Source organism: Serratia sp. CY74737 (assembly GCF_052166775.1).
GTDB lineage: Bacteria > Pseudomonadota > Gammaproteobacteria > Enterobacterales > Enterobacteriaceae > Serratia > Serratia ureilytica.
Genome location: NZ_JBJNOF010000015.1, coordinates 136,981 through 161,379, shown reverse-complemented (window position 1 = coordinate 161,379; position 24,399 = coordinate 136,981). Strand labels below are relative to the sequence as shown.

At 62.3% G+C, this 24,399-nt stretch carries 26 protein-coding genes; 15 read left to right on the top strand and 11 right to left on the bottom strand.

Translation table 11 applies throughout. The features are described 5' to 3' along the window. Positions 1 to 32: 32 nt before the first annotated feature. The 3 genes from ACJ8PE_RS20525 to ACJ8PE_RS20515 form a co-directional block, all read right to left on the bottom strand. Complete coding sequence (locus tag ACJ8PE_RS20525) at positions 33 to 299, bottom strand: hypothetical protein (RefSeq protein ID WP_047026332.1); 267 nt, start codon at positions 297 to 299, stop codon at positions 33 to 35. Positions 300 to 355: 56 nt separating this feature from the next. Next, entirely contained in the window at positions 356 to 640 is a 285-nt protein-coding gene (locus tag ACJ8PE_RS20520; RefSeq protein ID WP_161796309.1) for a hypothetical protein, read from the bottom strand. 213 nt (positions 641 to 853) lie between these two features. Further along, a complete protein-coding gene (locus tag ACJ8PE_RS20515) occupies positions 854 to 1,597 on the bottom strand; it encodes a sulfite exporter TauE/SafE family protein (RefSeq protein WP_197760571.1) in 744 nt (247 codons plus the stop codon). A gap of 107 nt (positions 1,598 to 1,704) precedes the next feature. Between ACJ8PE_RS20515 and ACJ8PE_RS20510 the strand changes: the two genes are divergently transcribed. Then, positions 1,705 to 2,586: a LysR family transcriptional regulator gene (locus ACJ8PE_RS20510; protein WP_197760572.1), complete on the top strand. Its 882-nt coding sequence runs from the start codon at positions 1,705 to 1,707 to the stop codon at positions 2,584 to 2,586. 189 nt (positions 2,587 to 2,775) lie between these two features. On the opposite strand, the gene dcp is transcribed toward ACJ8PE_RS20510, so the two are convergent. Both dcp and ACJ8PE_RS20500 read right to left on the bottom strand, forming a co-directional pair. Next, the gene (dcp, locus tag ACJ8PE_RS20505; RefSeq protein ID WP_197794434.1) at positions 2,776 to 4,977 is read right to left on the bottom strand and encodes a peptidyl-dipeptidase Dcp; all 2,202 of its coding nucleotides are present in this window, start codon (positions 4,975 to 4,977) and stop codon (positions 2,776 to 2,778) included. A gap of 106 nt (positions 4,978 to 5,083) precedes the next feature. Continuing rightward, entirely contained in the window at positions 5,084 to 5,998 is a 915-nt protein-coding gene (locus ACJ8PE_RS20500; protein WP_197792883.1) for a LysR family transcriptional regulator, read from the bottom strand. Between the two features lie 103 nt (positions 5,999 to 6,101). Here ACJ8PE_RS20500 and ACJ8PE_RS20495 point away from each other — a divergent pair, with 103 nt between their 5' ends. Next, positions 6,102 to 7,265, top strand: coding sequence for an MFS transporter (locus ACJ8PE_RS20495; protein WP_442536858.1), 1,164 nt, complete (start codon positions 6,102 to 6,104; stop codon positions 7,263 to 7,265). Here the strand turns inward: ACJ8PE_RS20495 and guaD are convergent. Both guaD and ACJ8PE_RS20485 read right to left on the bottom strand, forming a co-directional pair. Continuing rightward, entirely contained in the window at positions 7,250 to 8,566 is a 1,317-nt protein-coding gene (gene guaD, locus ACJ8PE_RS20490) for a guanine deaminase (protein WP_108680664.1), read from the bottom strand. The two genes, ACJ8PE_RS20495 and guaD, sit on opposite strands and share 16 nt — an antisense overlap. After that, positions 8,523 to 8,852, bottom strand: coding sequence for a hypothetical protein (locus ACJ8PE_RS20485; RefSeq protein WP_197760576.1), 330 nt, complete (start codon positions 8,850 to 8,852; stop codon positions 8,523 to 8,525). The genes guaD and ACJ8PE_RS20485 overlap by 44 nt, the downstream gene beginning before the upstream one ends. A 142-nt stretch (positions 8,853 to 8,994) precedes the next feature. Here ACJ8PE_RS20485 and fecI point away from each other — a divergent pair, with 142 nt between their 5' ends. The 5 genes from fecI (at position 8,995) to ydfG (ending at position 14,535) form a co-directional block, all read left to right on the top strand. Then, entirely contained in the window at positions 8,995 to 9,519 is a 525-nt protein-coding gene (fecI, locus tag ACJ8PE_RS20480) for a ferric citrate uptake sigma factor FecI (RefSeq protein WP_197792885.1), read from the top strand. Continuing rightward, positions 9,516 to 10,472 carry a ferric citrate uptake sigma factor regulator FecR gene (gene fecR / locus ACJ8PE_RS20475; RefSeq protein ID WP_197794442.1) on the top strand — a complete coding sequence of 319 codons (957 nt, stop codon included), beginning with the start codon at positions 9,516 to 9,518 and terminating at the stop codon, positions 10,470 to 10,472. Before fecI ends, fecR begins: the two co-directional genes overlap by 4 nt. Before the next feature lie 114 nt (positions 10,473 to 10,586). Then, positions 10,587 to 12,938, top strand: coding sequence for a TonB-dependent Fe(3+) dicitrate receptor FecA (fecA, locus tag ACJ8PE_RS20470; protein ID WP_197760579.1), 2,352 nt, complete (start codon positions 10,587 to 10,589; stop codon positions 12,936 to 12,938). 200 nt (positions 12,939 to 13,138) lie between these two features. Next, on the top strand, positions 13,139 to 13,660 hold the full coding sequence (locus ACJ8PE_RS20465; RefSeq protein WP_060660756.1) for a GNAT family N-acetyltransferase: 522 nt from the start codon (positions 13,139 to 13,141) through the stop codon (positions 13,658 to 13,660). Between the two features lie 125 nt (positions 13,661 to 13,785). Further along, positions 13,786 to 14,535, top strand: coding sequence for a bifunctional NADP-dependent 3-hydroxy acid dehydrogenase/3-hydroxypropionate dehydrogenase YdfG (gene ydfG, locus ACJ8PE_RS20460; RefSeq protein WP_033642989.1), 750 nt, complete (start codon positions 13,786 to 13,788; stop codon positions 14,533 to 14,535). 36 nt (positions 14,536 to 14,571) lie between these two features. Here the strand turns inward: ydfG and ACJ8PE_RS20455 are convergent, their stop codons facing one another. Then, positions 14,572 to 14,898, bottom strand: coding sequence for a YnfA family protein (locus ACJ8PE_RS20455; RefSeq protein WP_004938563.1), 327 nt, complete (start codon positions 14,896 to 14,898; stop codon positions 14,572 to 14,574). 148 nt (positions 14,899 to 15,046) lie between these two features. Between ACJ8PE_RS20455 and ACJ8PE_RS20450 the strand changes: the two genes are divergently transcribed. After that, positions 15,047 to 15,415, top strand: a complete 369-nt coding sequence (locus tag ACJ8PE_RS20450) for a DUF1283 family protein (RefSeq protein ID WP_033633135.1) — start codon at positions 15,047 to 15,049, stop codon at positions 15,413 to 15,415. A gap of 89 nt (positions 15,416 to 15,504) precedes the next feature. After that, complete coding sequence (locus tag ACJ8PE_RS20445) at positions 15,505 to 15,804, top strand: DUF1161 domain-containing protein (RefSeq protein WP_033642988.1); 300 nt, start codon at positions 15,505 to 15,507, stop codon at positions 15,802 to 15,804. Positions 15,805 to 15,855: 51 nt separating this feature from the next. Here ACJ8PE_RS20445 and ACJ8PE_RS20440 read toward each other — a convergent pair whose 3' ends face one another. Then, positions 15,856 to 17,343 (bottom strand): MDR family MFS transporter, encoded by a 1,488-nt coding sequence (locus tag ACJ8PE_RS20440; protein WP_197751949.1) that lies wholly within the window; start codon positions 17,341 to 17,343, stop codon positions 15,856 to 15,858. Positions 17,344 to 17,852: 509 nt separating this feature from the next. On the opposite strand from ACJ8PE_RS20440, the gene ACJ8PE_RS20435 reads away from it, so the two are divergent. From ACJ8PE_RS20435 to clcB, 5 genes are all read left to right on the top strand, one after another. Then, complete coding sequence (locus ACJ8PE_RS20435) at positions 17,853 to 18,569, top strand: ABC transporter permease (protein WP_197792889.1); 717 nt, start codon at positions 17,853 to 17,855, stop codon at positions 18,567 to 18,569. 64 nt (positions 18,570 to 18,633) lie between these two features. Further along, the gene (locus ACJ8PE_RS20430) at positions 18,634 to 19,491 is read left to right on the top strand and encodes a glycine betaine ABC transporter substrate-binding protein (RefSeq protein WP_223524993.1); all 858 of its coding nucleotides are present in this window, start codon (positions 18,634 to 18,636) and stop codon (positions 19,489 to 19,491) included. 9 nt (positions 19,492 to 19,500) lie between these two features. Next, positions 19,501 to 20,151 (top strand): osmoprotectant ABC transporter permease OsmW, encoded by a 651-nt coding sequence (osmW, locus tag ACJ8PE_RS20425; RefSeq protein WP_015377782.1) that lies wholly within the window; start codon positions 19,501 to 19,503, stop codon positions 20,149 to 20,151. Then, positions 20,148 to 21,287, top strand: a complete 1,140-nt coding sequence (osmV, locus tag ACJ8PE_RS20420; RefSeq protein ID WP_033642984.1) for an osmoprotectant ABC transporter ATP-binding protein OsmV — start codon at positions 20,148 to 20,150, stop codon at positions 21,285 to 21,287. The genes osmW and osmV overlap by 4 nt, the downstream gene beginning before the upstream one ends. Before the next feature lie 125 nt (positions 21,288 to 21,412). Further along, positions 21,413 to 22,714, top strand: a complete 1,302-nt coding sequence (clcB, locus tag ACJ8PE_RS20415) for a voltage-gated ClC-type chloride channel ClcB (protein ID WP_197760584.1) — start codon at positions 21,413 to 21,415, stop codon at positions 22,712 to 22,714. Here the strand turns inward: clcB and ACJ8PE_RS20410 are convergent. Further along, positions 22,711 to 23,103, bottom strand: coding sequence for a helix-turn-helix domain-containing protein (locus tag ACJ8PE_RS20410; protein WP_033642982.1), 393 nt, complete (start codon positions 23,101 to 23,103; stop codon positions 22,711 to 22,713). The two genes, clcB and ACJ8PE_RS20410, sit on opposite strands and share 4 nt — an antisense overlap. A 69-nt stretch (positions 23,104 to 23,172) precedes the next feature. On the opposite strand from ACJ8PE_RS20410, the gene ACJ8PE_RS20405 reads away from it, so the two are divergent. Further along, on the top strand, positions 23,173 to 23,667 hold the full coding sequence (locus ACJ8PE_RS20405) for a DUF2938 domain-containing protein (RefSeq protein WP_197792891.1): 495 nt from the start codon (positions 23,173 to 23,175) through the stop codon (positions 23,665 to 23,667). A 5-nt stretch (positions 23,668 to 23,672) separates the two neighbouring features. Here ACJ8PE_RS20405 and bioD read toward each other — a convergent pair whose 3' ends face one another. After that, positions 23,673 to 24,338 (bottom strand): dethiobiotin synthase, encoded by a 666-nt coding sequence (gene bioD, locus ACJ8PE_RS20400; protein ID WP_033642979.1) that lies wholly within the window; start codon positions 24,336 to 24,338, stop codon positions 23,673 to 23,675. Positions 24,339 to 24,399: the final 61 nt, after the last annotated feature.

The window sequence follows — 24,399 nt, the reverse complement described above, 5'->3', positions numbered from 1 at the left end:
AAAATCCGAATGATTCAACTCTGGATTATGGGTCAGTTAAACAAATAAACCATGACCATAACAATGACACAAATAGAACAAAACAATAAATCACCAGAAAAATTTCTCAATGAGTCTAGGTAGTCATTGCTGTTCTTATTTAATTTGTTAATAGCATCGTTTTCGTTCTCAGCTTCTACTTCAACATGATGCTTTCTGAACCCCTTCCGCTTCATGTCTTTAATTATTTCTCGTGTAACCACTTCCTTTCTCAGTACCCTTGACTCATCGCTCTTTATAAAAACAACATATTTATTCATCATATACCCCATAAAAGCACAGAATGTTACTTCTGTGCTGGGATTGCAGCTGTTAATTAGCGTTTGGTTCCGGATTCTCTGGTTTCTCTCGGCCCAGTGCCATTGCCGCCATAACCATTTCCTGTAGAGCTGCCATTCCCCCAGAAACCACTGGCGCCGGAACCACTGCCATAAGGGCTGTTTTTTGACAAGAATGACTGAGGCCCGCGGTCACCGCCGTTATTTCCACCACGATCTGAAGCACCAGAGCCTCCGTTATCAGACGATCTTTTGCCGCTCCCATCTCGATCCTGCCATCCACCTGACACCGCATCGAATTGGCTACTTAAAATTTCCTTCATAAATACTCTCCTATGGGTTTACTGGTTTTACAGTCATTAAAAACAGCTGTAGTGGCAAATGTAAAACACACTAATAACAATCCATAACCACCCTGTATTTCATGAAAAAAAACCAATAAGAAAAGTGTGTTCTAAACATTGCAACTCATCATATTAAAATAAACCCCAGAATAATATATCGAACCTAATTACACGCACATGCTATCGATTCAATTAATTGAATCGCCAAATAATCTCAACGCCCAAGATTAATAGCCCAATAAAGAAGAGGCGGCGGAACAGCTGCGGGCGACAATGACGGCGCACCCTCTCCCCCAGCCACATGCCGCCCAACGCCGGCAACAGCGCCAACAGCGAACCGCCGAGCAGCGTGGCGGGCAGCGCCTGATGCCAGGCTAAACCGGCGGCCAGCGCCAGCGTCGAGACGGTGAACGACAGCCCCAGCGCCTGCACCAGATCGTCGCGCGCCAGGCCCAACGCATTCAGGTAAGGCACCGCCGGAATGACGAACACTCCGGTGGCGCCGGTCAGCGCACCGGTCACCAGGCCGCACAGCGGCCCCAACCAGGGTTCCGCCGCAGCGGAAACGCGCCAGTCGAAACGGGTAAAACCCAGCAGCGCATAACCGATCAGACACACGCCCAGCGCCAGCGGCGCCAGGCGGCCGTCGCCGGCAGTGAGCGCCCCCGCGCTCAACAACGTGCCCAGCGTGACGCACAGCATCATCGGCCAGAGCCGCCGCCACAGCGCCCCCAACCGCGGTCCGCACAGCAACTGCCACAGGTTGGTGATCAGCGAGGGCAACAGCAGCAGCCCGGCGGCCTGCCCCGGCGGCATCATCAGGCTGAGCAGCCCCATCGACACGGTCGGCAGCCCCAGACCGATCGCTCCTTTGACCGTGCCGGCCAGTGTAAAAATGCCCGTCAGGGCGACAATTTCGAGTAACGTCAGCGACATGCGTCTATCCTTATGGCGAATCAACGGCTCGATTGTGGCCGGTGATATAGCGCGGCACAATGCAGCAATGGCAGAGCCTGCCTGCGGCAAAGACAGAGGGAAAACGCATGCATTTTGACTTTATCGATCTGCGGCTGTTGGCGGCGGTACTCGAGACCGGCAGCATCACCGCCGGCGCCGAGCGCGTCGGGCTGTCGCTGGCCGCCGCCAGCGCCCGCATGCGCGGGCTGGAGCAACAGGCCGGCGTAGCGCTGCTGACGCGCAATCCGCGCGGCGTCCAGGCGACGCCCGCCGGTGAGCGCCTGTTGCATCACGCGCGGGTGCTATTGCAGCAGCGTGAGCGGTTGCGCGGCGACCTGGCCGAGTTCGCGCCGGGCCAGCGCAGCCGGCTGCGCATCGTCGCCAATACCGTCGCCGCCGACGCTTTTCTGCCGGAGCTGCTGGCGGATTTTCTGGTGCTGCACCCGCATACCGATATCGTACTGGAGGAGCTGCCCAGCCCGGCCATCGCGCAGGCGGTCGCTGAACGGGCGGCGGATATCGGCATCGTGGCGGATCACGCCGATCTGCGCGGGCTAACAAGCTACCCTTTTCGCCAGGATCGCCTGGTGCTGGCGCTGCCGCCGGGGCATGCGCTCAGCGGCCGCCGCACGCTCAGCTTTGCGGACGCCTTGCCTTTTGATTTCATCGGCCTGCCGGAAGAGAGTGCGCTGCAACAGCATCTGGAACAGCTGGCGATACGCAGCGGCGGCCCGATGCGGCTGCGGGCGCGCGCGGCTCATTTCGACGCCATCTGCCGCATGGTGCTGCGCGGTGCCGGATTGGCGGTGGTGCCGGAAGAGAGCGCCCAACGCCATCCGCAAATTCGGCACAGCGCACTGACGTTGACAGACGAGTGGGCAACCCGGCGCCTGTCGATCGCGGTGCGTGACCTGGCGCAGCTGCCGCTGCCGGCGCAGCGGCTGGTGGCGTTCCTGCGCCATGCCTGAGGCGGCTCAGTGCGCAGCCGCGCCATCTTGTGCCTGCGGTTTCACATTCAGCGTTGTCGTGACGCTCAGCGACATCACATCGCTGCCCAACCTCTCCGGGCTGGTGGTGAACCGCTGAGCGTCGGCCACGCCAAAAAGACGAAGGGCGCATAATGCGCCCTTTTGTTTGCTTACCGGGAATGGCCGAACTTACTCGTCCTTCAGCCCGCGGTTGATCAGCATCGGTTCGATGCTCGGCTCTTTGCCGCGCCAGTCGATGTACAGCTTCTCCAGATCCTGGCTGTTGCCGCGCGACAGGATCATGTCGCGGAAGCGTTGGCCGTTTTCGGCGGTCAGGCCACCGTGTTCGGTGAACCACTGGAAGGCGTCGTCCGCCAGCATTTCCGTCCACAGATAGGCGTAATAGCCCGCAGCGTAGCCGTTACCCCAGATGTGCTGGAAATAGCTGGAACGGTAGCGCGGCGGCACGTAGCTGAGATCGACCTTGTCTTTTTGCAGCGACTCGGCCTCGAACTTGTCCACGTCCTGCTGCGGCTGATCGGCGGTCAGCATGTGCCAGTGCATATCCAGCAGCGCGGCGGACAGCAGCTCGGTCATGCTGTAGCCCTTGTTGAACTTGTCGGCCTTCTTGATCTTGTCGACCAGTTCCTGCGGCATCGCCTCGCCGGTCTGGTAGTGCTTGGCGAAGTGGCTGAACACTTTCGGATCGCTGACCCAGTGCTCGTTGAACTGCGACGGGAACTCGACGAAGTCGCGCGCGGTGTTGGTGCCCGACAGGCTCGGGTATTCCTGATCGGCGAACATGCCGTGCAGCGCGTGGCCGAACTCGTGGAACATGGTGATCACGTCGTCATACGACAGCAGCGCCGGCTGCCCCGGCGCCGGTTTGGTGAAGTTGGCGACGTTGTAGATCACCGGCTTGGTGCCATTGAGCTTCGACTGATCGACGAAGTTGCTCATCCAGGCGCCGCCGCCCTTGTTATCGCGCTTGAAGTAGTCGGTATAGAACAGCGCCAGCGATTTGCCGTCCTTGTCGAACACTTCATACACCTTAACGTCCGGCTGGTAGACCGGAATGTCCTTGCGCTCTTTGAAGCTGATGCCGTACAGCAGGTTGGCGGCGTAGAACACGCCGTTGTTCAGCACGTTGTTCAGCTCGAAGTAAGGTTTGATCTGCGACTCGTCCAGATCGTACTTGGCCTTGCGCACCTGTTCGGCGTAGAACTGCCAGTCCCAGGCCTGCACCTTGAAGTCGCCTTTCTGCTGGTCGATCACCGCCTGAATGTCTTTGGCTTCACGTTCGGCGCGCGCGGTGGCCGCCGGCACGATGTTGCGCATAAAGCTCAGCGCGGCATCCGGCGTCTTGGCCATCTGGTTTTGCAGTTTCCAGGCGGCGTAGTTCGGGTAACCCAACAGCTTGGCCTGCTCGGCGCGCACCTTGGCCAGTCGGGAAATGGTCTGGCGGGTATCGTTGCCGTCGCCCTTCTCCGCCCGCGTCCAGGAGGCGTCGAACAGCGCTTTGCGGGTATCGCGATCTTTCAGGCTCTGCAGCAGCGGCTGCTGGGTGGTGTTCTGCAGCACCAACAGCCACTGTTTCTCCAGCTTGCGCTCGGCGGCCGCCTGCGCTGCCGCCGCCAGCTCACCTTCGGACAGACCGTTCAGCTTCGCCTGGTCGGTTATCGCCAGCGCGCCGTTTTTGCTCGCCGCCAGCAGTTTGTTGGTGAACTGGGTGCTCAGCGTCGCCGCTTCCTGGTTCAGCGCTTTCAGCTTGGCCTTGTCGGCGTCCGACAGGTTGGCGCCCGCCAGCTCGAAGTTCTTATAGGTGACTTCCACCAGCCGGCGCGATTCCGGATCCAGCTTCAGCGCATCGCGATCCTGATAAATGGCCTTGATGCGCGCGAACAATTTGCCGTTGAGCATGATGTCGTCGTTCAGCGCCGCCAGCTTCGGCGAGGTCTCTTCATCCAGCTTCTGCAGCGCGTCGCTGGTGTTGGCCGAGGTCATGGCGCCGAACACGTTCATCACCCGCGTCAGCAGCGAGCCGGCCTGCTCAAGCGCCACGAAGGTATTTTTAAAGTTGGGCTTGGCCGGGTTGTTGGCGATCTTCTCCACCTCTTCCCGCTTTTGCTTGATGCCCGCTTCGATCGCCGGCGCGTAGTCGCTCTCCTTGATCAGGTTGAACGGCGGCGCCTGGAACGGCAGACGGCTTTGATAGAAGAACGGGTTTTGGGTCTTTTGCTTGTCGTGCTGATTGGCTTCACCGGTCACGGTAGCCTCCTTCGCCTGGCCGCTGGGCAGCGCGCTATGGTCGGCGTGAGGTTGGGTTTCTGCTGCCTGTGCCTGCGAGCCCAGCGCCATGCCGATCGCCAGCACCAATGTGGATAAACGCATCAAATCGAAACTCCTCCATGTTCACGGAATAAGGTCTCGGGGAATGGCTCCCTCTGAGTCACCACCTAGCTTAGGCGCAGTTGGCAGTTTGAGCAAAAACAAGTGATTAGAAGTTAGTCGCCTCGCCAACCTGCTGTATCAGAAAGGTCAGCAGCGCGCGCGTTTTGGCCGGCAGATAGCGGCGGCCGGGATAAACGGCATACAGCTGCAGCGGCGCCGGCGGCAAGGCCAGCGGTATCTCAACCAAACGTCCGTCGGCCAGAAACGGCCGGCAACCGAGCTCGGAGAGCATGGCGAACCCCACGCCGGCCAGGGCCGCCTTCAGCGCCATCTCCCCGCTATTGACGCGATAGCGCGCATTGACCGGGACGGTAACGAACTTGCCGTCCGGGCGCACGAACTGCCACGGCATGCCCTTCAGCGCATCCACCGTACTGATACAGGGCAATTGCGTGAATTGCTCAATCTCCGCCGTCGGCGGCCACTGCGCCAGCAGCGCCGGCGCGGCCACCACGATACAGGGGAAAGACGCCAGCGGCTGCGCGACATAGTCGCTGTCGTCCAGCATGCCCCGGCTGATCATCACCGCCAGATCGACATCGTCAAGCAGGGACGCCATTCCCGCCAGATTGGTGACGCAGCTGATTTCGATCTGCGGATGCTGCAGGGCGAAGGCCGCCAACGGATCGCCCAACAGATATGGCCCCACTTCATTCGGCACGCACAGGCGCAGTGGCCCGCGCAGCTGTTGCTGCCGTTCGCTGAGCGTTTGCGCGGTGTGATCGAGCGACGCCAGCAACGGCTGAGCCCGCTCATGCAACAGTTGGCCGTTCGGCGTCAGCCGCATTGAGCGGGTGCTGCGCTCGATTAAGCGCTGGTCGAGCTGGCGCTCCAGCTGCGAGATAGCGCGGCTGACGTTGGAGGTAGGCATCGCCAGCGCCCGAGCGGCCCCGACGAAGCTGCCTTGCTCCACCACCGCCACGAAAATGCGTAACAGGTTTAAATCCAATTTGGCGCGCATGATTATCCCACATTTGATAACAAACCATGCCATTTCTACCACCTAATCCCGCGCAACGCCAAACGCTACACTGCCGGCCTGATTCTGCAACCCATGGATGCTTATGACACCCGCGAGAAAGCTGACGGCGATAGCGCTGGTCATCGCCTTTATTCAATTCACCAATGCCCTGGAATACATGGTGTTCAACCCGATATTTCTCTATATGGCCGCCGACTTTTCCGTGCCCGTCAGTTACGCCGGTTATGTCAGCGCGGCCTATACGCTGGCGGCGGTGATTTCCGGCATCGGCGCGTTCTATTGGATCGGCGGCGTTGAGAAGCGGCGTTTTCTGCTGCTCAACGTCGCGCTGCTGGGGGTGACGACCTTACTGATCGCCGCAACCCAGCAGTTTTATTGGCTGTTGGCGCTGCGGCTGCTGGCCGGTCTGCTGGGCGGCACCACGATGGGCGTGGGGATCGGCTTGCTGCTCAACGCCGCGCCGGCCGCGCTGCACGGCCGAATGTTGGCGACGGTGATCGCATCTTTTTCGCTGGTGAGCATCGTCGGCATGCCGGGCATGCTGTACCTGTGCGAGGTGGCAAGCTGGCGCGCCGCGCTGGTGACTATCGGCGGGCTGTGTCTGCTGGCGGCGGTGTTGGTGGCGCTGTTCGTTCCCAGGGATGCGCCGCAGCCACAGGCTGCCGCGCCCGTCACGCTCGATCGCCGGCTGTTGCTGTTCGCCTCCGCCGCCGGTCTGACGCAGTTCAGCCCGATGCTGCTGATCCCGGTGCTGGCGCCGCTGCTCACCCAGCGGTTACAGGTGGCAGACGCGCATTTGTCCTGGCTGTTTCTCATCGGCGGCGTGGCCGGCTATCTGGCGACCGTGCTGGCGGGCCGCTGGTTGCAACGCGTTGGCGCCGTGACGCTGACGGTGAGCGCCACGCTGTTGCTGCTGGGCAGCCTGTGGCTGGCGGCGCGCGGTGGCGATCGCGCTGAACTGTTTATGGTGACGTTTCTCGCGGCGGCCTACGCGCGGCTGGTGGCGATCTCTTCCCTGAGCATGCGCTGGCCGGACAATCGGCAACGCGCCGCCTTCTGCACGCTGCAAACCGCCCTGATACACCTGAGCGCCACGGTGGCCTTCTTGCTCTCTTCCGCGCTGCTGAGCGGCGGCCTCACCCCGCGCAGTTTGCAACGCCTGCTGTGGTTATGCGCACTGATCGCCGTCGCCGTCTCGCCGCTCAGCGTTTGGCTGCAGGCGCGGCTGCGTCAGCGCGGCGCCTGATAAACCACCTTACCGTCCACATAGGTGCGATAAATGTTGCGATCGTCCCCCAGGGTCATCAGCACAAACCCTTGCTCCATCAGCGTGGCGCTGTTGGCGTGACGCAGCTGCTGCAGCGGCGTGACCGCCGGATCGAGCACCACGAAATCCGCCTCTTTGCCGACGTTGAAGTTGCCGATTTTGTCGTCCAGCGCCAGCGCGCGCGCGCCGCCCAGGGTGGCATGATAGAACGCTTCTACGGCCGAGAGCCGGTAATGCTGCAGCTGGCCGACCTTGTACGCCTCGCCTAACGTGCGCAGCATATTGAAGGTGGTGCCGGCCCCCACGTCGGTGCCGATACCGAGCTTCACCCGCTTGCGCCAGGCCTGCTGCAGGTCAAACAGCCCGCTGCCGAGAAACAGGTTGGAGGTGGGACAAAAGGCGATCGCCGAGCGGGTATCGCACAGGCAGTCCCACTCCTGCTCCTCCAGATGCAGGCAATGGGCGAATACGCTTTTATCGCCGGTCATGCCGTAGCGGTGGTAAACATCCAGATAGCTGCGGTGTTGCGGGAACAACGCTTTTACCCAGGCCACTTCCTGCGGGTTCTCGCTCAGGTGCGTCTGCAGCCAAACGTCGGGATATTCTTCGCGCAGCCGCTGCACCTGCGCCAGCAGCGCCGGCGTACTGGTGGGCGCAAAGCGCGGCGTAATGGCGTAACCGAGGCGGCCTTTGCCGTGCCAGCGCTCGATCAGTTCGCGCGTCTGGCGATAACTCTGCTCCGGCGTTTCCAGCAGCGCCTCCGGCGCATGGCGATCCATCATGACCTTGCCGGCGATCAGGCGCATGTTCAGCGCCGCCGCCTGGCTGAACAGCGCATCGACCGACTGTGGATGCACGGTGCCGAACACCAGCGCGGTGGTGGTGCCGTTACTCAGCAACTGCTGCAGAAAGAAAGCCGACATCGCGTCGGTGTGCTGCTCACAGTCGTAACGGCTTTCGGTCGGGAAGGTGTAATTGTTTAACCAGTCCAGCAGTTGATCGCCATAGGCGCCAATCATTTCGGTTTGCGGATAGTGGATATGGGTATCGATAAAACCCGGCACGATCAGCTTGTCACGATACTCCGTGACCGCGAAGCCCGGCGGCAGCAGCGCCTCGCCCTGCCGCCAGCTGCCGAACCAGACGATGACGCCGTCGTTCAGCAGCAGCAAACCGTCGGGAACATGCCGCAGGCGTTCTTCGAGCTGTTGCGGCGCCTCCACACAGGCTGCGATATCAAAAAAATTGCCACGAATAGCCGTGGTAAATTGCAGTGCCATTATTTTCTTCCTTGTGACGACCGGCCAAGCCCATCCGCATAATAAATTGCGATGATGAAACAAGGCCCTTTTTACCCAAACGCAAAGACCGGATTAAGCATAGCAAGCCGTGTGCCAACAGGCGGCGATAAAATACATTTTTAAATAAAAACAATTGATTGGTAATTAACCTAAAAGCATAGGCCGGCGAAAGAGAATAAGACCCACGCTCAGTCTTCGACGGCGGATAAATAGCAACCGTTTGCTTGCCGAAATAACACCGCGCCGCTGCACCTTTAATGGGCAAACGACGCTCTTTACGACCGTCCGCTTTATTTCAACGCCGCGTCCGGGGGCGGAACCCCAGCCTGGAGGCAACGGCCAAACTTGAAACGATAACTATTCTCAATTATCATCCGCGCATCTTTTTGACCAGCAATGCGAAAACCATGTCCGCCACCGCCTCTGCCCCGCACGCCGCGCTGTCGCGCCTTTACGCCACCCACCACGCCTGGTTGCAGGGATGGTTGCGTCGGCGGCTGGGCTGCGCTTTCGACGCGGACGATGTGGCGCAGGACACCTTTATGCGCCTGCTGAAAAACGACGCCGCGGCGACCCTGCGCGAGCCGAAAGATTTTCTGGTCACCGTCGCCAAGCGGGTGATGGTCGATCTGTTCCGCCGCAGAACGCTGGAGCGCGCCTATCTTGAGATGCTGGCGCTGATCCCGGAAGGCTACGCCCCGTCGCCGGAGCAGCGCCAGAGCCTGCTGGAAAGCCTGCAGCAGATCGACGCCATGCTCGACGGCCTGGGGCCGAAGGTAAAGCAGGCCTTTCTGTTGTCGCAGCTCGAAGGCTTGGGCTATGCGGACATCGCCGCGCGCCTCGGCGTGTCGGTCAGTTCGGTTAAAAAATACATGGCCAAAGCCACCGAGCATTGCCTGCTGTTCAGCCTCGAAAACGACGTTTATTCATGAGCAACGCCATCACCTCCGAGCAGCGCCAGGCGCTGAAAATGGCCGCACACTGGTATGCCCTGCTGTGCGACGAGCACGTCACCGAACGCCAGCGCCAACAGTGGCAAGCCTGGCACCAGCAGCATGACGATCACCGCTGGGCCTGGCAGCGCGTCGAAGCGTTGCAGAGCCAGCTGCAGGGCGTGCCGGGCAAATTCAGCTATCGCGCGCTCGATCGCGCCGGCCGTCAATCGGCGATCGATCGCCGCACCCTGCTGAAAAGCCTGCTGCTGTTGCTCGGCGTGGGCGGCGGCGGCTTCTTCTACCGGTCGCCACTCGGCCAGGAGCTGCGCGCCGACTACCGCACCGCCACCGGCGAAATCAAACCCATTGTGTTAAGCGACGGCACCCAGTTGGTGCTGAACACCGCCAGCGCGGTGGACGTGCATTACGACGATCGCCAACGGCTGATCCGCTTGCACGCCGGGGAAATCAGCCTGGTTACCGGACGCGATGCCCGGCCGCTGTGGGTGCAGAGCCCGCAAGGGGCGATGCGTGCGCTCGGCACCCGTTTTTTGGTGCGCGAGAGCGGCGGCGAAACGCGCCTGACGGTGCTGGAGCATGCAGTCGAAGCGCAGCTGGCGCAAGACTCGCAACAAAAGCGCCGGGTGAACGCCGGCGAACAGATAAGCTTCAGCGCGGCGGCCTTCAGCGATAAGCAACCGGCTGCGGCGGAAGACGGCTGGCTGCACGGCGTGCTGAGCGTCAGCCAGTGGCGGCTGGACCGGGTGATCGCCGAACTGGCGCGCTATCGGCGCGGCCACCTGAGCTGCGATCCGGCCGTTGCCGGCCTGCGCGTCAGCGGCAGTTTCCCGCTCAACGATACCGATCGCGCCCTCGCCCTGCTCAGCCAGACGCTGCCGGTACGCCTGCAAGGCTTTACCCGCTATTGGTTGCAAATCGTCCCCGCCTGAATTTTTTTAATGAAAATGATAAAAAATCGCATTCTTGATTATCCCTTTTGCTTTGCTCATCCGACTCCCAGGAAAACACTGCAGCAATAAATAAAAAATGATTCAGGAGAAGGTATGAACAACGCTTGGGGAAAGGTCGCTCCGGCTTCGCTTTGGGGAAAACGGGCCACGCCGCTGGCCGTGGCCATTGGTTTGGTCTTCGCTGCACCGCAGATGGCGAGCGCCGCCAGCGCCGCTGCCGCCTATCACATTCCGGCCGGTGAGCTGGACGGCGCGCTGAACGCTTTCGCCGCGCGCGCCGGCATCGCGCTCTCGGTGGACGGCGCACTGACCGCCGGTAAACGTTCGCCGGGCCTGAGCGGCAGCTACGGCGTCGATGACGGCCTGCAGGCCCTGCTGGCGGGCAGCGGCCTGCAGGCTAAAGCGCTCGGCAACAACGGCTACACGCTGGCCAAACTGCCGCAGCCGCAGAAAGAAGAGGACATCACCGTGGTCGGCGACTGGCTGGCGGAAGGCCGTCAGGCAGACGTGTTCGAACACCCCGGCGCGCGCGACGTAGTGCGCCGCGAAGACTTCGTCAAAACCGGCACCACCACCGTGCGTGAAGCGTTGAACCGCGTGCCGGGCGTGGTGGCCCCGGAGAACAACGGCACCGGCAGCCACGATATGGCGCTGAACTTCGGCATACGCGGCCTCAACCCGCGCCTCGCCAGCCGCTCCACCGTGCTGATGGACGGCATTCCGGTGCCCTTCGCCCCTTACGGCCAGCCGCAGCTGTCGCTGGCGCCGGTCTCGCTCGGCAATATGGATGCGATTGACGTGGTACGCGGCGGCGGCGCGGTGCGCTACGGGCCGCAGAGCGTCGGCGGCGTGGTCAACTTCGTCACCCGCGCCATCCCGAAAACCTTCGGCCTGGAGGCCGGCATGCAGGGGCAGCTCAGCCCGACCTCGCGCCAGGATCACCCCAAAGGCACCGGCAACCTGATGATCGGCGGCACCGCCGACAACGGCTTCGGCGCGGCGCTGCTTTACTCCGGCACCCGCGGCAGCGACTGGCGCGAGCACAGCGCAACCAAGATCGACGACGTGATGCTGAAAAGCCGCTACGCCCCGAACGAGGTGCACACCTTCAACAGCCTGCTGCAATACTACGAAGGCGAAGCGAACATGCCGGGCGGCCTGAGCCGGGCGGACTACAACGCCAACCCGTTCCAGTCTACGCGTCCGTACGACAAGTTCTGGGGCCGCCGCCAGTTGGCGAACTTCGGCTACCAATATCAGCCTGATCAGCAGCACAAGTTCGACGTGCAGAGCTTCTACACCTACACCCTGCGCAGCGGCTATCTGGATCAGGGCAAGAACCTGACGCTGTCGCCGCGCGAATACTGGGTGCGCGGCGTAGAACCGCGCTACAGCCAAAGTTTCCGCTGGGGAGATTCCGCCCATGAGGTCGGCGTCGGCTACCGTTACGTCAGTGAATCCACCCATGAGCTGCGCTACACCAGCAAGGCCAGCACCGGCAGGCTGCCGTCCACCGCCAGCCCGTACGATCGCGACACCCAGTCCGGCACCGAGGCGCACGCCTTCTATCTCGACGATCGCATCGACATCGGCGACTGGACCATCACGCCGGGCATGCGCTACGAGTACATCAAGTCGTATCAGAACAACTACATCAAGAACAACCGCCTCGACGTCAGCTATAACGCGCCGCTGCCGGCGTTGAACGTGATGTATCACCTGAACGAATACTGGAACCTGTACGCCAACACCGAAGGCTCCTTCGGCACCGTGCAATACAGCCAGATGGGCAAGGCAGTCAACAGCGGCAAGATTGAACCGGAGAAGGCGCGCACCTGGGAACTGGGCACCCGCTACGCCGGCGATGCACTGACCGGCGAGATCGGGCTGTTCCTGATCAACTTCAACAACCAGTACGATTCCAACCAGGTGACCGACAGCGTGACCGCGCGCGGCAAAACCCGCCACGCCGGACTGGAAGGCAGCCTGCGTTACGATCTTTCGCAGCTGACGCCGAAACTGGACGACCTGACCGCCTACGCCAGCTACGCCTACGTCAACGCCACCATCCGCGAAGACGGCGGCTACAAGGGCAACCAGGTGCCGTTCTCGCCGAAGCATAAAGGCACCCTGGGGCTGGACTACACGCCGGGCAACTGGGCGTTTAACCTTAACGGCGAGTTCCAGTCCAGCCAGTTCGCCGACAACGCCAACACCGTGGCGGAAAGCGCCGACGGCAGCACCGGCCGCATTCCCGGCTACATGCTGTGGGGCGTGCGCGCCGCCTATGATTTCGGCCCGGAAATGGCCGGCCTGAATCTGGGCGTCGGCGTGAAAAACCTGTTCAACCACGAGTATTTCACCCGCGCCTATGACGACAACAACAAAGGTCTGTACATCGGCCAGCCGCGCACGATCTATCTGCAAGGTTCGGTGAAGTTCTGATCCTCAACGGCGGGCGCGGTTAACCGTGCCCGCCGCCTTTCCCATCAACGTGACGACGTCACATAAAAACGTTCCTCCGCGCCGTCGCAGCGGCGAAAAATAAGTCGCTTCTGCCGCCAATGCGCGTAGTATCGACGATCCGCCCCGACTTATGGGCGCGGATTTTTTTGCCATTCTGGCCTGAAAAGCGAGGGAATAACATGAATCATAATGACCTTTCTCAGTGCCGCGTTGACACCGACCGTTTGTTGATTGCCCCCTTTACCGCAGCAGACGCCGACGATGTTTACCAGGCGATCACCCCCACTCTGACGCGCTTTATGACCTTTGAGCCGGAGGCGTCGCCGGAGGATTTCGCCAACGTTTGGCAAAGCTGGCTGCCGCTGATGCGCGAAGGCGAAGAAGTGATCTTCGTCGCCCGCCGGCGCGAAGACCGGCAGTTCGTCGGCGTCGGCGGCGCGCACAACCTGCGCAGCCCCACCCCGGAGCTGGGCATCTGGGTGAAAGAGAGCCTGCATGGCCAGGGCTACGGCCGCGAAATCGTGCAGGGCATCGCGCGCTGGGCCAGCGAGCGCTTTCAGCCGCCGCACTTTCTCTACCCGGTGGCCGAGCAGAATACCGCCAGCCGCCGCCTCGTCGAGTCGCTGGGCGGCGTGCTGGCAGGCCGTTGCGAACGCATCAAGTATGACGCCGTGGTCTACCACCTGCCGCCTCAGCGCTAATCAGCATCGGGCCGCTGGCCCGGTGTGACCTTTTTTCCTTTCCGCCGTGATAACCGCTGCCACTGCCTGCGGGTTTGTGCTAATGATAGAGGCATGTAGGGTAAAAACAGTTGAGGAACAGCAACATGATTATTTTTGTTACCGGCGCCACCTCCGGTTTCGGCGAGGCGATCGCACGCCGTTTTATCCGTGAAGGCCACCAGGTGATCGCCGCCGGGCGCCGCCTTGAGCGTCTCGAAGCGCTGCAGGAAGAATTGGGGGAAGCGCTGCACATCGTGCGGCTCGACGTGCGCAACCGCGCCGCCATTCAGCAGGTGATAGAAGCGCTGCCGGCCGAGCTGCGCCAGATCGACGTGCTGGTGAACAACGCCGGGCTGGCGCTGGGGCTGGAGCCGGCGCACAAGGCCAACGCCGATGACTGGGAAACCATGATCGACACCAACGCCAAAGGGCTGGTGAACATGACCCGCGCGCTGCTGCCGGCCATGGTCGAGCGCAACGTCGGCCACGTGATCAACATCGGTTCCACCGCCGCCAACTGGCCCTATGCCGGCGGCAACGTGTACGGCGCCACCAAGGCGTTCGTCAAGCAGTTCAGCCTGGGCCTGCGCGCCGATCTGCACGGCACGCGCATCCGCGTGACCGATATCGAGCCGGGCCTGGTGGGCGGCACCGAATTCTCCAACGTGCGCTTCAAGGGCGATGACGGCAAGGTCAATAAAACCTACGAAGGCGCCGATGCGCTGACGCCGGAAGACATCGCCGAGTCGGTATTCTGGGTCGCCACGTTGCCGGCGCGCGTCAACATCAACACGCTGGAAATGATGCCGGTCAGCCAGTCCTTCGCCGGGCTGAACATCCACCGCGGCGCCTGAGCCCTGTCGGCGGGAGGCGACTCCCGCCGTGTTTCCTCAGGCCGCGCGCCAGCCGGAAACGATAATCAGCATGCCCGCCAGCGCCACCCCGGCGCCGACCCAATCCAGCGCAGACAGCTTCACGCCGTCCACCACTCGCAGCCACAGCAGCGCCGTCGCCACATACACGCCGCCATAGGCCGCGTAGACCCGCCCGCTGGCCGCAGGATGCAGCGTCAACAGCCAGACGAACAGCATCAGGCTCAAGGCCGCCGGTAGCAGCAGCCAGGCGCTGCCCTGCTTCTTGAGCCACAGGTAAGGCAAGAAACAGCCGATAATTTCAGCGAGGGCGGTGGCGAAAAACAACAGCGTAGTTTTTAACATCGGTCGCAGTTTTCTCTCGATAAAGTAAACGAATCGGCGCTTGGCTGGTGAATTCCAGGAGCGCGGTGGTATATTTGTCACCACGCCTGCGGGCGAGGTAACGCCAGTGCCGCCTTCATCAGGCGCACTCACTCATAAGGATGAAACGATGAAAACATTTTCGACCCAACGACTGCTGCGCGGGATGCTGCCGGTCGCCATGCTGGCCGTAATGGGCGCCTGGCAGGCGCCGGCGCTGGCCGCCACCTGCACTCAGGGCAGCACCTGCGTCACCGTCGATGGCAAAGGCAGCGGCGCGATGAGCACCGAAGAAGCGCGCCAGAGCAAAGAGCAGTGGAATGATACCAAATCCCTGCGCCACAAGGTTAACACCCGCGTCGAGAAAGAATTCGACAAGATCGATCGCGCGGCGGATGACGAAGATCGCTGCAACGACAGCAACAACGTCAACGCCTACTGGGAGCCGGACACCCGTAAATGTCTGGATCGCCAGACCGGGCGTCGGATTAATCCTTAATCCGCCTGCGGCGGGCGGGCAAGCGTGAAACCCGGCCGCCGTTGCTGCTATCCTGTTACAGGAAGTCCATTGTCTAAAAGGATGACGTGATGAAAAAAACGCTGATATTAACCGCTGTGTTGCTGGCCGGCGCGCCGATAGCGGCCCTGGCCTCCTGCGAAAGCGTGAAAGCGGACATTTCGCAAAAAATCGTCAATAACGGCGTACCGGAGTCCGGCTTCAAACTGGAGATCGTGCCCAACGATCAGGCCGATCAAGCGGGCGGCCAGGTGGTCGGCCACTGCGAAAACGACACCCAGAAGATCGTCTATACCCGCCTGAACAACGGCGACGATCGCGGTGATGCGGCGCAGACCGGCACCAGCCAGGATACCTCCAACACGCAGTAAGCCGCACCGGCTACCAGGGCGCTCTGCAGCAGCGCCCGCTCCTTATCTTCCTTACGCCTGTTCCGCCTCTTCCTCTTCGCCCTGCGGCCGACAACGCGACGGGATCAGCATCGCCGCCGCCAGCGCCAGCAACGACACCAGCGCCGAAACCAGAAACACCCAATGCAGCGAAGCCGCCACTTGCTGGGTCAGCTGCGCCAACGCCTCGCTCCCCATGCTCTGGCGCACTGCCGGTTCCATCAGCCGCTGCACCGGATCGTCAATCTCCGGCAACCGCCACTGCAGGTTGAGATTCAGCGTCGCGCCCAAAATCGCGGTGCCGATGGCCGAGCCCACCATGCGGGTAAACACCGTACAGGCGGTGGCGATGCCGCGAATGCTGTAATGGGCCGCGTTCTGCACCGAAACCAGAAACGTGGTATTGCACAGCCCCATGCCGGCGCCGACCATAAACGCCGCCACCCGGCCCCACAGCAAGCCGCCCTCCGGCTGCAGCAGCAGCAAGATCAGGCCGCCCGCCACCAACAACAGCGCGCCCAGCAGCGCCGTGGCGCGGTACGAGGTCATCAGCATCAAGCGGCCGCTCAGCGTGCTGGCCAGCGGCCACCCGATCGACATCAGCGCCAGCGTGGTGCCCGCCTCCAGCGGCGAGCCCCCCATCACGCCCTGAATGAAGGTCGGCAGAAAGGCGCTGATGCCCATCATCGCCGCGCCGATCACCAGCCCGCCGATGTTACCGGCGACGATCACCCGGCTTTGCCACAGCGCCAACGGGAACAGCGGTTCGACCGCGCGCCGCTCCTGGCGGACAAGCAGCGCCAGCGCCGCTGCCGCCAGCGCAAACAGCGGCACCACCCACCAGCCCAGGCTTTCCATCTGCAACAGCGCCAGCAGCAGCGCCGAAACGAACAGCGTCAGCCAGGCGGTGCCGGCCAGATCCAGCGCGTGCTGGCGCAATGGCTGATGCGCCGGCAGATAGCGCCAGAGGAAGAACATCGCCAACAGGCCGATCGGCAGGTTGACCCAGAACACCAACGCCCACGGCAAATGCTGCACGATAAACGCCCCCAACAGCGGGCCGATGATCGCCGACACGCCCCACACGCTCGACAGGTAGCCCATCACCTTCGGCCGTTCGGTGGCGCTGTAGATATCGCCGATGATGGTAGAGGCGATCGGCATGATGGCGCCGGCGCCCAGCCCCTGCAGCAGACGAAAGCCGATCAGCCAATACATGTCGGGGGCGAAACCGCACAGTACCGATCCCAACAGGAACAGCGTGGCGCCGAAGAAGAACACCCGCTTGCGGCCGTAGAGATCCGCCAGCCGCCCGTAGATGGGAATGGTGATCGCCTGCGACAGCAAATAGACCGCGAACACCCAGCCCAGCAGCGAGAAACCGCCGAGATCGCCGATGATGGTCGGCATGGCGGTGGCGACGATGGTGGCTTCGATCGCCGACATGAACATCGCCAGCATGCAGGCGATCAGAATCAGCGGGCGGTGAGCGATGGGTGCGGGTGAAACGTTATTTGTCATGGCGTTATGCAGGTTTCCTGGCGTTTTTGTTTTCCCTGAGTATATCAGCAAGCGCCTGCGCCGAGTCTATCCGCCCTCACATCCCGTCTTCGCCGACGGCGGATCGCACCATTTGGACTTGTTGTTACGGCGTAACGTTATGCGGCGGATTTTTTTCACTTTCCCCCCATCCCAGCGCTGACGCGGGCTGAGACGCCGATCGGCGCAAACTCAATCACCTGATTTTGTTCATAAAACTTGGTACGGTCAACGACAGGGTGCTATACCTTCCCTAGCCGGAGTCGTTGGGCTTCGTGCTTTCTCGGGTTTAAATATCAGTATCTTATGCTGATTAACTCACGTATTGAGCCTACGTTCAGCACGCTGTGCCGAACGCACCCTTCGCTCAATGTCGCTAACCTCATGCGAAACACCCGTTTTGTACCGCCACGCCCGCCGGGCCGTGGGTAACAATCAGAGCGGAATGCGCCGTCTCGTCGGCCGCTCCGCGCAACGGAGGACGCAACATCATGCACAAGTCAGCGCCATACCGGCGCCTGCTCCTCGGGAGCCTGTTGTTTATCGCCGTCATCGCACTGCTGGTTTACGGCATCGGTTGGGACACCCTCAAGTCGCGCCGGGAAGATTTGATCTACCTCGGCCAGCAACACATGTTCCTGGTGGCCTGCTCCATGCTGCTGTCGCTGCTGGTCGGCATTCCCAGCGGTATCTTGCTGAGCCGCCCTTTCGCCGGCCGCTGGGCGGAACACGTGATGCAAATCTTCAACGTCGGCAACACCCTGCCGCCGCTGGCGGTGCTGGCGCTGGCGATGGTGATCATCGGCATCGGCGATCGGCCGGCGGTGGTGGCGCTGTTCCTCGCCTCGCTGCTGCCCATCGTGCGCAATACCTATGCCGGCCTGCGTTCGGTGCCGCCGGCGCTGGTCGAGGCCGCCAACGGTATTGGCATGACCGCCGGGCAGCGGCTGCGCCAGGTCGAACTCCCTAACGCGCTGCCGGTGATCTTCGCCGGGATACGCATCGCGATGGCGATTAACGTCGGCACCGCGCCGCTGGCGTTTTTAATCGGCGCCAGCAGCTACGGCGAGCTGATTTTCCCCGGCATCTACCTGAACGACTTCCCGACGCTGATCCTCGGCGCCGCCGCCACCGCGCTGATCGCCCTGCTGCTCGATCTGGCGCTGGCCGGTCTCGGCCGCCGGCTCAGCCCGCACACCGCATCCTGATGGGAGAAACGCGATGACTCGATGGTTACAACGCCTCCGCCACGCGCTGCTGTTCTCCTTGCTGATGACCGGCGCGGCCGCCTGGGCCGCCCCGCTGACGCTGGCGAGCAAGAACTTTACCGAACAGCGCATTCTGTCGGCGATCACCGTGCAATACCTGCGGGCCAAAGGTTTTCAGGTCGAACCCAAGACCAACCTGGCCACGGTGATCACCCGCAACGCCATGATCAACAAGCAGATCGACATGACCTGGGAATACACCGGCACCTCGCTGATCATCTTTAACCACATCAATAAGCGCATGACGCCGCAGGAAACCTACGACACGGTGAAAAAGCTCGACGCCAAACTCGGCCTGGTGTGGCTGCAGCCGGCGGACATGAACAACACCTACGCCTTCGCCATGCAGCGCCGGCGCGCGGAAAAAGAGCAGATCCGCACGATGTCGCAGCTGGTGGCCAAAGTGGAACAGGTGCGTAAAACCGACCCGAAACACAACTGGCTGCTGGGGTTGGATCTGGAGTTTGCCGGCCGCTCGGATGGCCTGAAGCCGATGCAGGCGCTGTACGACATGCCGCTCGATCGCCCGCAAATCCGCCAGATGGACCCCGGACTGGTCTACAACGCCATCCGCGACGGCTTCGTCGACGCCGGGCTGGTGTACACCACCGATGGCCGGGTGAAAGGGTTCGATCTGCAGGTGCTGGAAGACGACAAAGGCTATTTCCCGAGCTACGCGGTCACGCCGGTAGTGCGCGCCGACGTATTGCAAAACACGCCGGGGCTGGAAGCGGCGCTGAACACGCTGTCGAAACAGTTCAATAACCAGGTGATCACCGAGCTGAACGCTAAGGTGGATATCGACTATCAGACGCCGCAACAGGTCGCCGACGCGTTTCTCAAGCAGCGCGGCCTGATTTAAGGAGGCATGATGAATACCTTACTCTACGCCTGGCAAAACTGGGCCTATATCGCCGGGTTGACGCTGGAACACCTGCTGCTGGTCGGCGTCGCCGTGGGTCTGGCGATCCTGATCGGCGTGCCGCTTGGCGTGCTGATCGTCCGCCACAAATGGCTGGCGACGCCGGTGCTGAGCCTGGCCACGCTGGTGCTGACCGTGCCCTCCATCGCCCTGTTCGGGCTGATGATCCCGCTGTTTTCATTGATTGGCCACGGCATCGGCTACGTGCCGGCGATCACCGCGGTGTTCCTCTACTCGCTGCTGCCGATCGTGCGCAATACCCACACCGCGCTCGACAACCTGCCCGGCGGGCTGCGCGAAGCCGGCCGCGGCATCGGCATGACCTTCTGGCAACGGCTGCGCTGGGTGGAGATCCCGGTGGCGCTGCCGGTGATTTTCGGCGGCATCCGCACCGCCGTGGTGATGAATATCGGCGTGATGGCGATCGCCGCGGTGATCGGCGCCGGCGGCCTCGGCCTGCTGCTGCTCAACGGCATCAGCAGCAGTGACATTCGCCAGTTGATTACCGGCGCCGTGATGATCAGCCTGCTGGCGATCGTCCTCGATTGGTTATTGCACCGCTTGCAAATTGCGCTAACGCCCAAGGGGATCCGCTCATGATTAAATTGGAAAATCTGACCAAACAGTTCATGCAAAAGAACGGCACGCCGTTCAACGCCGTCGACAACATCAATCTGGACGTGCCGGAAGGCGAAATCTGCGTGCTGCTCGGCCCTTCCGGCTGCGGCAAAACCACCACGCTGAAGATGATCAACCGCCTGATCGAACCCACCGGCGGCACCATTCTGATCAACGGCGAAGACACCAGCGCGCTGGATACCGTCAGCCTGCGCCGTAAAATCGGCTACGTCATCCAACAGATCGGTCTGTTCCCCAACATGACCATCGAGGAGAACATCACCGTGGTGCCGCGCATGCTGGGCTGGGACAAAAAACGCTGCCACGCCCGCGCCGAGGAGCTGATGAGCATGGTGGCGCTGGATCCCAAGCGCTTTTTGCACCGCTACCCGAAAGAGATGTCGGGCGGGCAGCAACAGCGCATCGGCGTGATCCGCGCGCTGGCGGCCGATCCGCCGGTGCTGCTGATGGATGAACCCTTCGGCGCGGTGGATCCGATCAATCGCGAAACCATCCAGAACGAGTTTCTCGACATGCAGCGCCAGCTGAAAAAGACCGTGATGCTGGTCAGCCACGACATCGACGAAGCGCTGAAGCTCGGCGATCGCATTGCGGTGTTCCGCCAAGGCAAAATCGTGCAGAACGCCAGCGCCGATGAGCTGCTGGCGCGGCCGGCGAACGAGTTCGTCGCCTCCTTTGTCGGCCAGGATCGCACGCTGAAGCGCCTGCTGCTGGTGCAGGCCGGCGACGTGGCAGGCCAACAAGAGACGGTGACGGTGCGCCGGGAAACGCCGCTGGTGGAGGCGTTCGGGCTGATGGACGATATCGACGCCCGTTCGGTGACGGTGGTGGACGCCGACGGCAAGCCACTGGGCTACGTCAAACGCCGTGAGGCGCGAGGCGCGCCGGGGGTGTGCGCCGACAGCCTGCACCGTTTCCGCGTCACCGCCCGCGCGGAAGAGAACCTGCGCGTGGTGCTGTCGAAGCTGTACGAACACAACACTTCCTGGATGCCGATCGTCGATGAAGACGGCCGCTACAGCGGCGAAATCTCGCAGGATTATATCGCCGACTACCTCAGTTCCGGCCGCACACGCCGGGTGTTGACGCCGCAATAACCCACGCCGGGGCGCTCGCCGCCCCGCCCATGCCGCAGTTTGCTAAAGATTCACTGGTCATCGGCCGGAGCGCCAAGCACAATGCGCTGATGACCCTTTGATTTTTCTCACGACGCCGCCCACGCATGAAAAGATTGGTCCACCTGCACCACTATCGCGCCCTGCTGCGCAGCCTGCTTATCGCCGTGTTTATCGGCGTCGCCGCCGCCCTGGCGGTGTGGCTGTTTCACCGTTCGATGATTGGCCTCGAGTGGCTGCTGCTCGGCAATGCCGACGGCAGCCTGGTAGCCGCCGCCGCCGCGCTGCCCGGCTGGCGACGCGCGCTGACGCCCGCGCTGGGCGGTCTGGCGGCGGGCCTACTGCTGTACATTCACCAGAGCTACCGCCACCAGCGCCCGGCGGCGCCCACCGACTATATGGAAGCGATTGAGACCGGCAACGGCAAGCTGGATACCGGCGCCAGCCTGGTGAAGTGTCTGGCGTCGCTGCTGGTGGTGTCGAGCGGCAGCGCCATCGGCCGCGAAGGCGCGATGATCCTGCTGGCGGCGCTGGTGGGATCGCTCTTCGCCCAGCGCTTTACGCACGAGAAAGAATGGAAACTGTGGGTGGCCTGCGCCGCCGCCGCCGGGATGGCCAGCGCCTACCATGCGCCGTTGGCGGGCAGCCTGTTTATCGCCGAGATCCTGTTCGGCACCCTGATGCTGGCCTCGCTCGGCCCGGTGGTGATCGCCGCTGTGAGCGCCCTGCTGATGACCAATCTGCTCAACGGCGGCCAGGCGCCGCTCTACCTGGTGACGCCGCTCTCCGCCCCCTTGCCGACGCAATACCTGCTGATGGCGCTGGTCGGCGTGGTGGCCGGCGCCGGCGGGCCGCTGTTTTTGTGGTTGATGACCGCCACCGGCCGTGCCTTCCGATCGCTGCGCCTGAAGCCGCCGTTGCAGCTGGCGTTGGGTGGCCTGATCGTCGGGCTGCTTTCGCTGCTGTTTCCGCAGGTGTGGGGCAATGGCTACAGCGTGGTGCAGGCGCTGCTGATCGCGCCGCCGGGGGTGTTGCTGCTGGGCGCGATCCTGGTGTGTAAACTGTTGGCGATCCTCGCCAGCAGCGGCTCGGGCGCGCCCGGCGGGGTCTTCACCCCGACGCTGTTCGTCGGCGCCGCGCTCGGATCGATAATCGGTCAGCTGTTCGGCCTGTGGCCGGGCATGGATGCGGCGGTGCCGCTGCTGCTGGCGCTGACCGGCATGGCCACCCTGCTGGCCGCCACCACCCATGCGCCGATCATGGCGGCGCTGATGGTGTTTGAAATGACCGGCGAATACGCGCTGCTGCCCGGCATTCTGCTCGCCTGCGTGATCGCCACCACCGTGTCGCGCGGCCTGCGGCCGATCTCGGTGTACCACACGGCGCCGCTGCCCAAACGCGAGGCTTAGAACTCACCCTGCTGCAATATTTTCCTGAACTGCGGGCACTGCAGGTGCTCGGGTTCAGGGCAATCGACCATGTGCCGCAGCCCGTCGCGCACCTGTATCAGGCGCTGGATATGGCGATCCAACTCATCCGCCCGCGCCGCCAGCAACACGCGATCGAGCGCGATTTTGCCCCGTTCGTCAAACAAGGCGCTCATCTCATCCAACGTAAAACCGGCCAGGCGCGCGAGGGCGATCAACCGCAGTTGATCGAGCACCCCGGCGGCGTATTGACGGCGCAAACCGTGGCGGCCTATCGACGCGATCAGCCCCTTTTTCTCGTAATGCCGCAGCGCAGAAGGCGCGACTCCGCTCAGGCGCGCCACCGCGCCGATATCCAGCTCTTTTGCCATTGACTTGAAGTCGACTTTAAGTTGCACACTGTGCGCACCTTATCACGTCACCGAGCCAAGGACACCCCTATGACCCCCGATTTGTTATTGCGCATTCTGTTAACCGGCGCCGGCGCCACCCTCTGCATGGATTTGTGGGCGTTGCTACTGAAGCGGCGCTTCGGCATCCCTTCCCTCGATTACGCGCTGGTGGGCCGCTGGTTTCTCGGCATGTTCGACGGCCGCTGGTTTCACGCCACCATCGTCACGGAGCCGCCGCGCCAGGGTGAGAGAAAAATCGGCTGGATACTGCACTACGCCATCGGCTTGGCGTTCGCCTTTATCCCGCTCGGTTTGGCGGGCATCGAGTGGTATGCGGCACCGGAACCGCGCATCGCGCTGTTGAGCGGCTGGCTGAGCCTGGCGGCGCCGTTTCTGGTGATGCAGCCCGCGCTGGGCTTTGGCGTGGCGGCGGCGAAAACCGCCAATCCGCGCAGAGCGCGGCTCCTCAGCCTGCTCACCCACACGGTGTATGGGCTGGGCCTGCTGATCGCCGCCCGGTTGTTGGTGACGTTCTGCGCCTGAATGGGCTAGAGCAACGTGGAAATATCGAGGTAGTGCGCCAGTTCGCGCTGCTCCGCGCGCGGCAGATACGGAATTTCACCCAGCAGCGGCGCGGAAATGCGCTGCTGCAGCGCCGTGATGGTTTCGGCATAGTGCGCCAACCCCGGATTGATGCGGTTGGCCACCCAGCCCAGCAGCGGCAGGCCGTCGTTGATGATCGACTGCGCGGTCAGCAGCGCGTGGCTGACGCAGCCCAGCTTGATACCCACCACCAACACCACCGGCAGTTGCTCCTGCACCACCCATTCGGCGTACGGCCGCAGATCGTTCATCAGCACGCGCCAGCCGCCGCTGCCCTCCACCACCACCGTATCGGCTTTGGCGGACAGATCGCGCAGGCCGCTGCTCATCAGGCCGTAGTTGATGTCCTCGGTGGCATGCGCATGAAACACCTCATCCAGACAGGTGATGGGATTGATCTCCTCATAGCACAGCGGCAAGGTGGAAGATGCCTGCAACACCAAAGCGTCTTTATTGCGGATGCCCTCGCTGGTTTCCTGGCAGCGCGCGGCGATCGGCTTGTAGCCCGCGACCGAGCGGCCATCGGCGGCCAGCGCCTGCATCAACCCGCGGGAAACCACGGTTTTACCGACGTCGGTATCCGTGCCTGTCACAAATAAACGCTTCAACATGAATAAAATGCCCCAGAATGCCCCGTTAACAATGTATCGCCGCACCGGCGGCGAAGAAGTC

Coding starts and splice junctions, on each gene's coding strand:
- fecA (WP_197760579.1), top strand. CDS start 10,587: ATGAACAACGCTTGGGGAAAGGTCGCTCCGGCTTCGCTTTGGGGAAAA.
- ACJ8PE_RS20520 (WP_161796309.1), bottom strand. CDS start 640: ATGAAGGAAATTTTAAGTAGCCAATTCGATGCGGTGTCAGGTGGATGG.
- ACJ8PE_RS20430 (WP_223524993.1), top strand. CDS start 18,634: ATGACCGGCGCGGCCGCCTGGGCCGCCCCGCTGACGCTGGCGAGCAAG.
- ACJ8PE_RS20440 (WP_197751949.1), bottom strand. CDS start 17,343: ATGACAAATAACGTTTCACCCGCACCCATCGCTCACCGCCCGCTGATT.
- bioD (WP_033642979.1), bottom strand. CDS start 24,338: ATGTTGAAGCGTTTATTTGTGACAGGCACGGATACCGACGTCGGTAAA.
- ACJ8PE_RS20495 (WP_442536858.1), top strand. CDS start 6,102: ATGACACCCGCGAGAAAGCTGACGGCGATAGCGCTGGTCATCGCCTTT.
- guaD (WP_108680664.1), bottom strand. CDS start 8,566: ATGGCACTGCAATTTACCACGGCTATTCGTGGCAATTTTTTTGATATC.
- ACJ8PE_RS20510 (WP_197760572.1), top strand. CDS start 1,705: ATGCATTTTGACTTTATCGATCTGCGGCTGTTGGCGGCGGTACTCGAG.
- osmV (WP_033642984.1), top strand. CDS start 20,148: ATGATTAAATTGGAAAATCTGACCAAACAGTTCATGCAAAAGAACGGC.
- clcB (WP_197760584.1), top strand. CDS start 21,413: ATGAAAAGATTGGTCCACCTGCACCACTATCGCGCCCTGCTGCGCAGC.
- dcp (WP_197794434.1), bottom strand. CDS start 4,977: ATGCGTTTATCCACATTGGTGCTGGCGATCGGCATGGCGCTGGGCTCG.
- ACJ8PE_RS20410 (WP_033642982.1), bottom strand. CDS start 23,103: ATGGCAAAAGAGCTGGATATCGGCGCGGTGGCGCGCCTGAGCGGAGTC.
- ACJ8PE_RS20525 (WP_047026332.1), bottom strand. CDS start 299: ATGAATAAATATGTTGTTTTTATAAAGAGCGATGAGTCAAGGGTACTG.
- osmW (WP_015377782.1), top strand. CDS start 19,501: ATGAATACCTTACTCTACGCCTGGCAAAACTGGGCCTATATCGCCGGG.
- ACJ8PE_RS20465 (WP_060660756.1), top strand. CDS start 13,139: ATGAATCATAATGACCTTTCTCAGTGCCGCGTTGACACCGACCGTTTG.
- ACJ8PE_RS20445 (WP_033642988.1), top strand. CDS start 15,505: ATGAAAAAAACGCTGATATTAACCGCTGTGTTGCTGGCCGGCGCGCCG.
- ydfG (WP_033642989.1), top strand. CDS start 13,786: ATGATTATTTTTGTTACCGGCGCCACCTCCGGTTTCGGCGAGGCGATC.
- ACJ8PE_RS20500 (WP_197792883.1), bottom strand. CDS start 5,998: ATGCGCGCCAAATTGGATTTAAACCTGTTACGCATTTTCGTGGCGGTG.
- ACJ8PE_RS20435 (WP_197792889.1), top strand. CDS start 17,853: ATGCACAAGTCAGCGCCATACCGGCGCCTGCTCCTCGGGAGCCTGTTG.
- fecR (WP_197794442.1), top strand. CDS start 9,516: ATGAGCAACGCCATCACCTCCGAGCAGCGCCAGGCGCTGAAAATGGCC.
- ACJ8PE_RS20405 (WP_197792891.1), top strand. CDS start 23,173: ATGACCCCCGATTTGTTATTGCGCATTCTGTTAACCGGCGCCGGCGCC.
- ACJ8PE_RS20450 (WP_033633135.1), top strand. CDS start 15,047: ATGAAAACATTTTCGACCCAACGACTGCTGCGCGGGATGCTGCCGGTC.
- ACJ8PE_RS20455 (WP_004938563.1), bottom strand. CDS start 14,898: ATGTTAAAAACTACGCTGTTGTTTTTCGCCACCGCCCTCGCTGAAATT.
- ACJ8PE_RS20515 (WP_197760571.1), bottom strand. CDS start 1,597: ATGTCGCTGACGTTACTCGAAATTGTCGCCCTGACGGGCATTTTTACA.
- fecI (WP_197792885.1), top strand. CDS start 8,995: ATGTCCGCCACCGCCTCTGCCCCGCACGCCGCGCTGTCGCGCCTTTAC.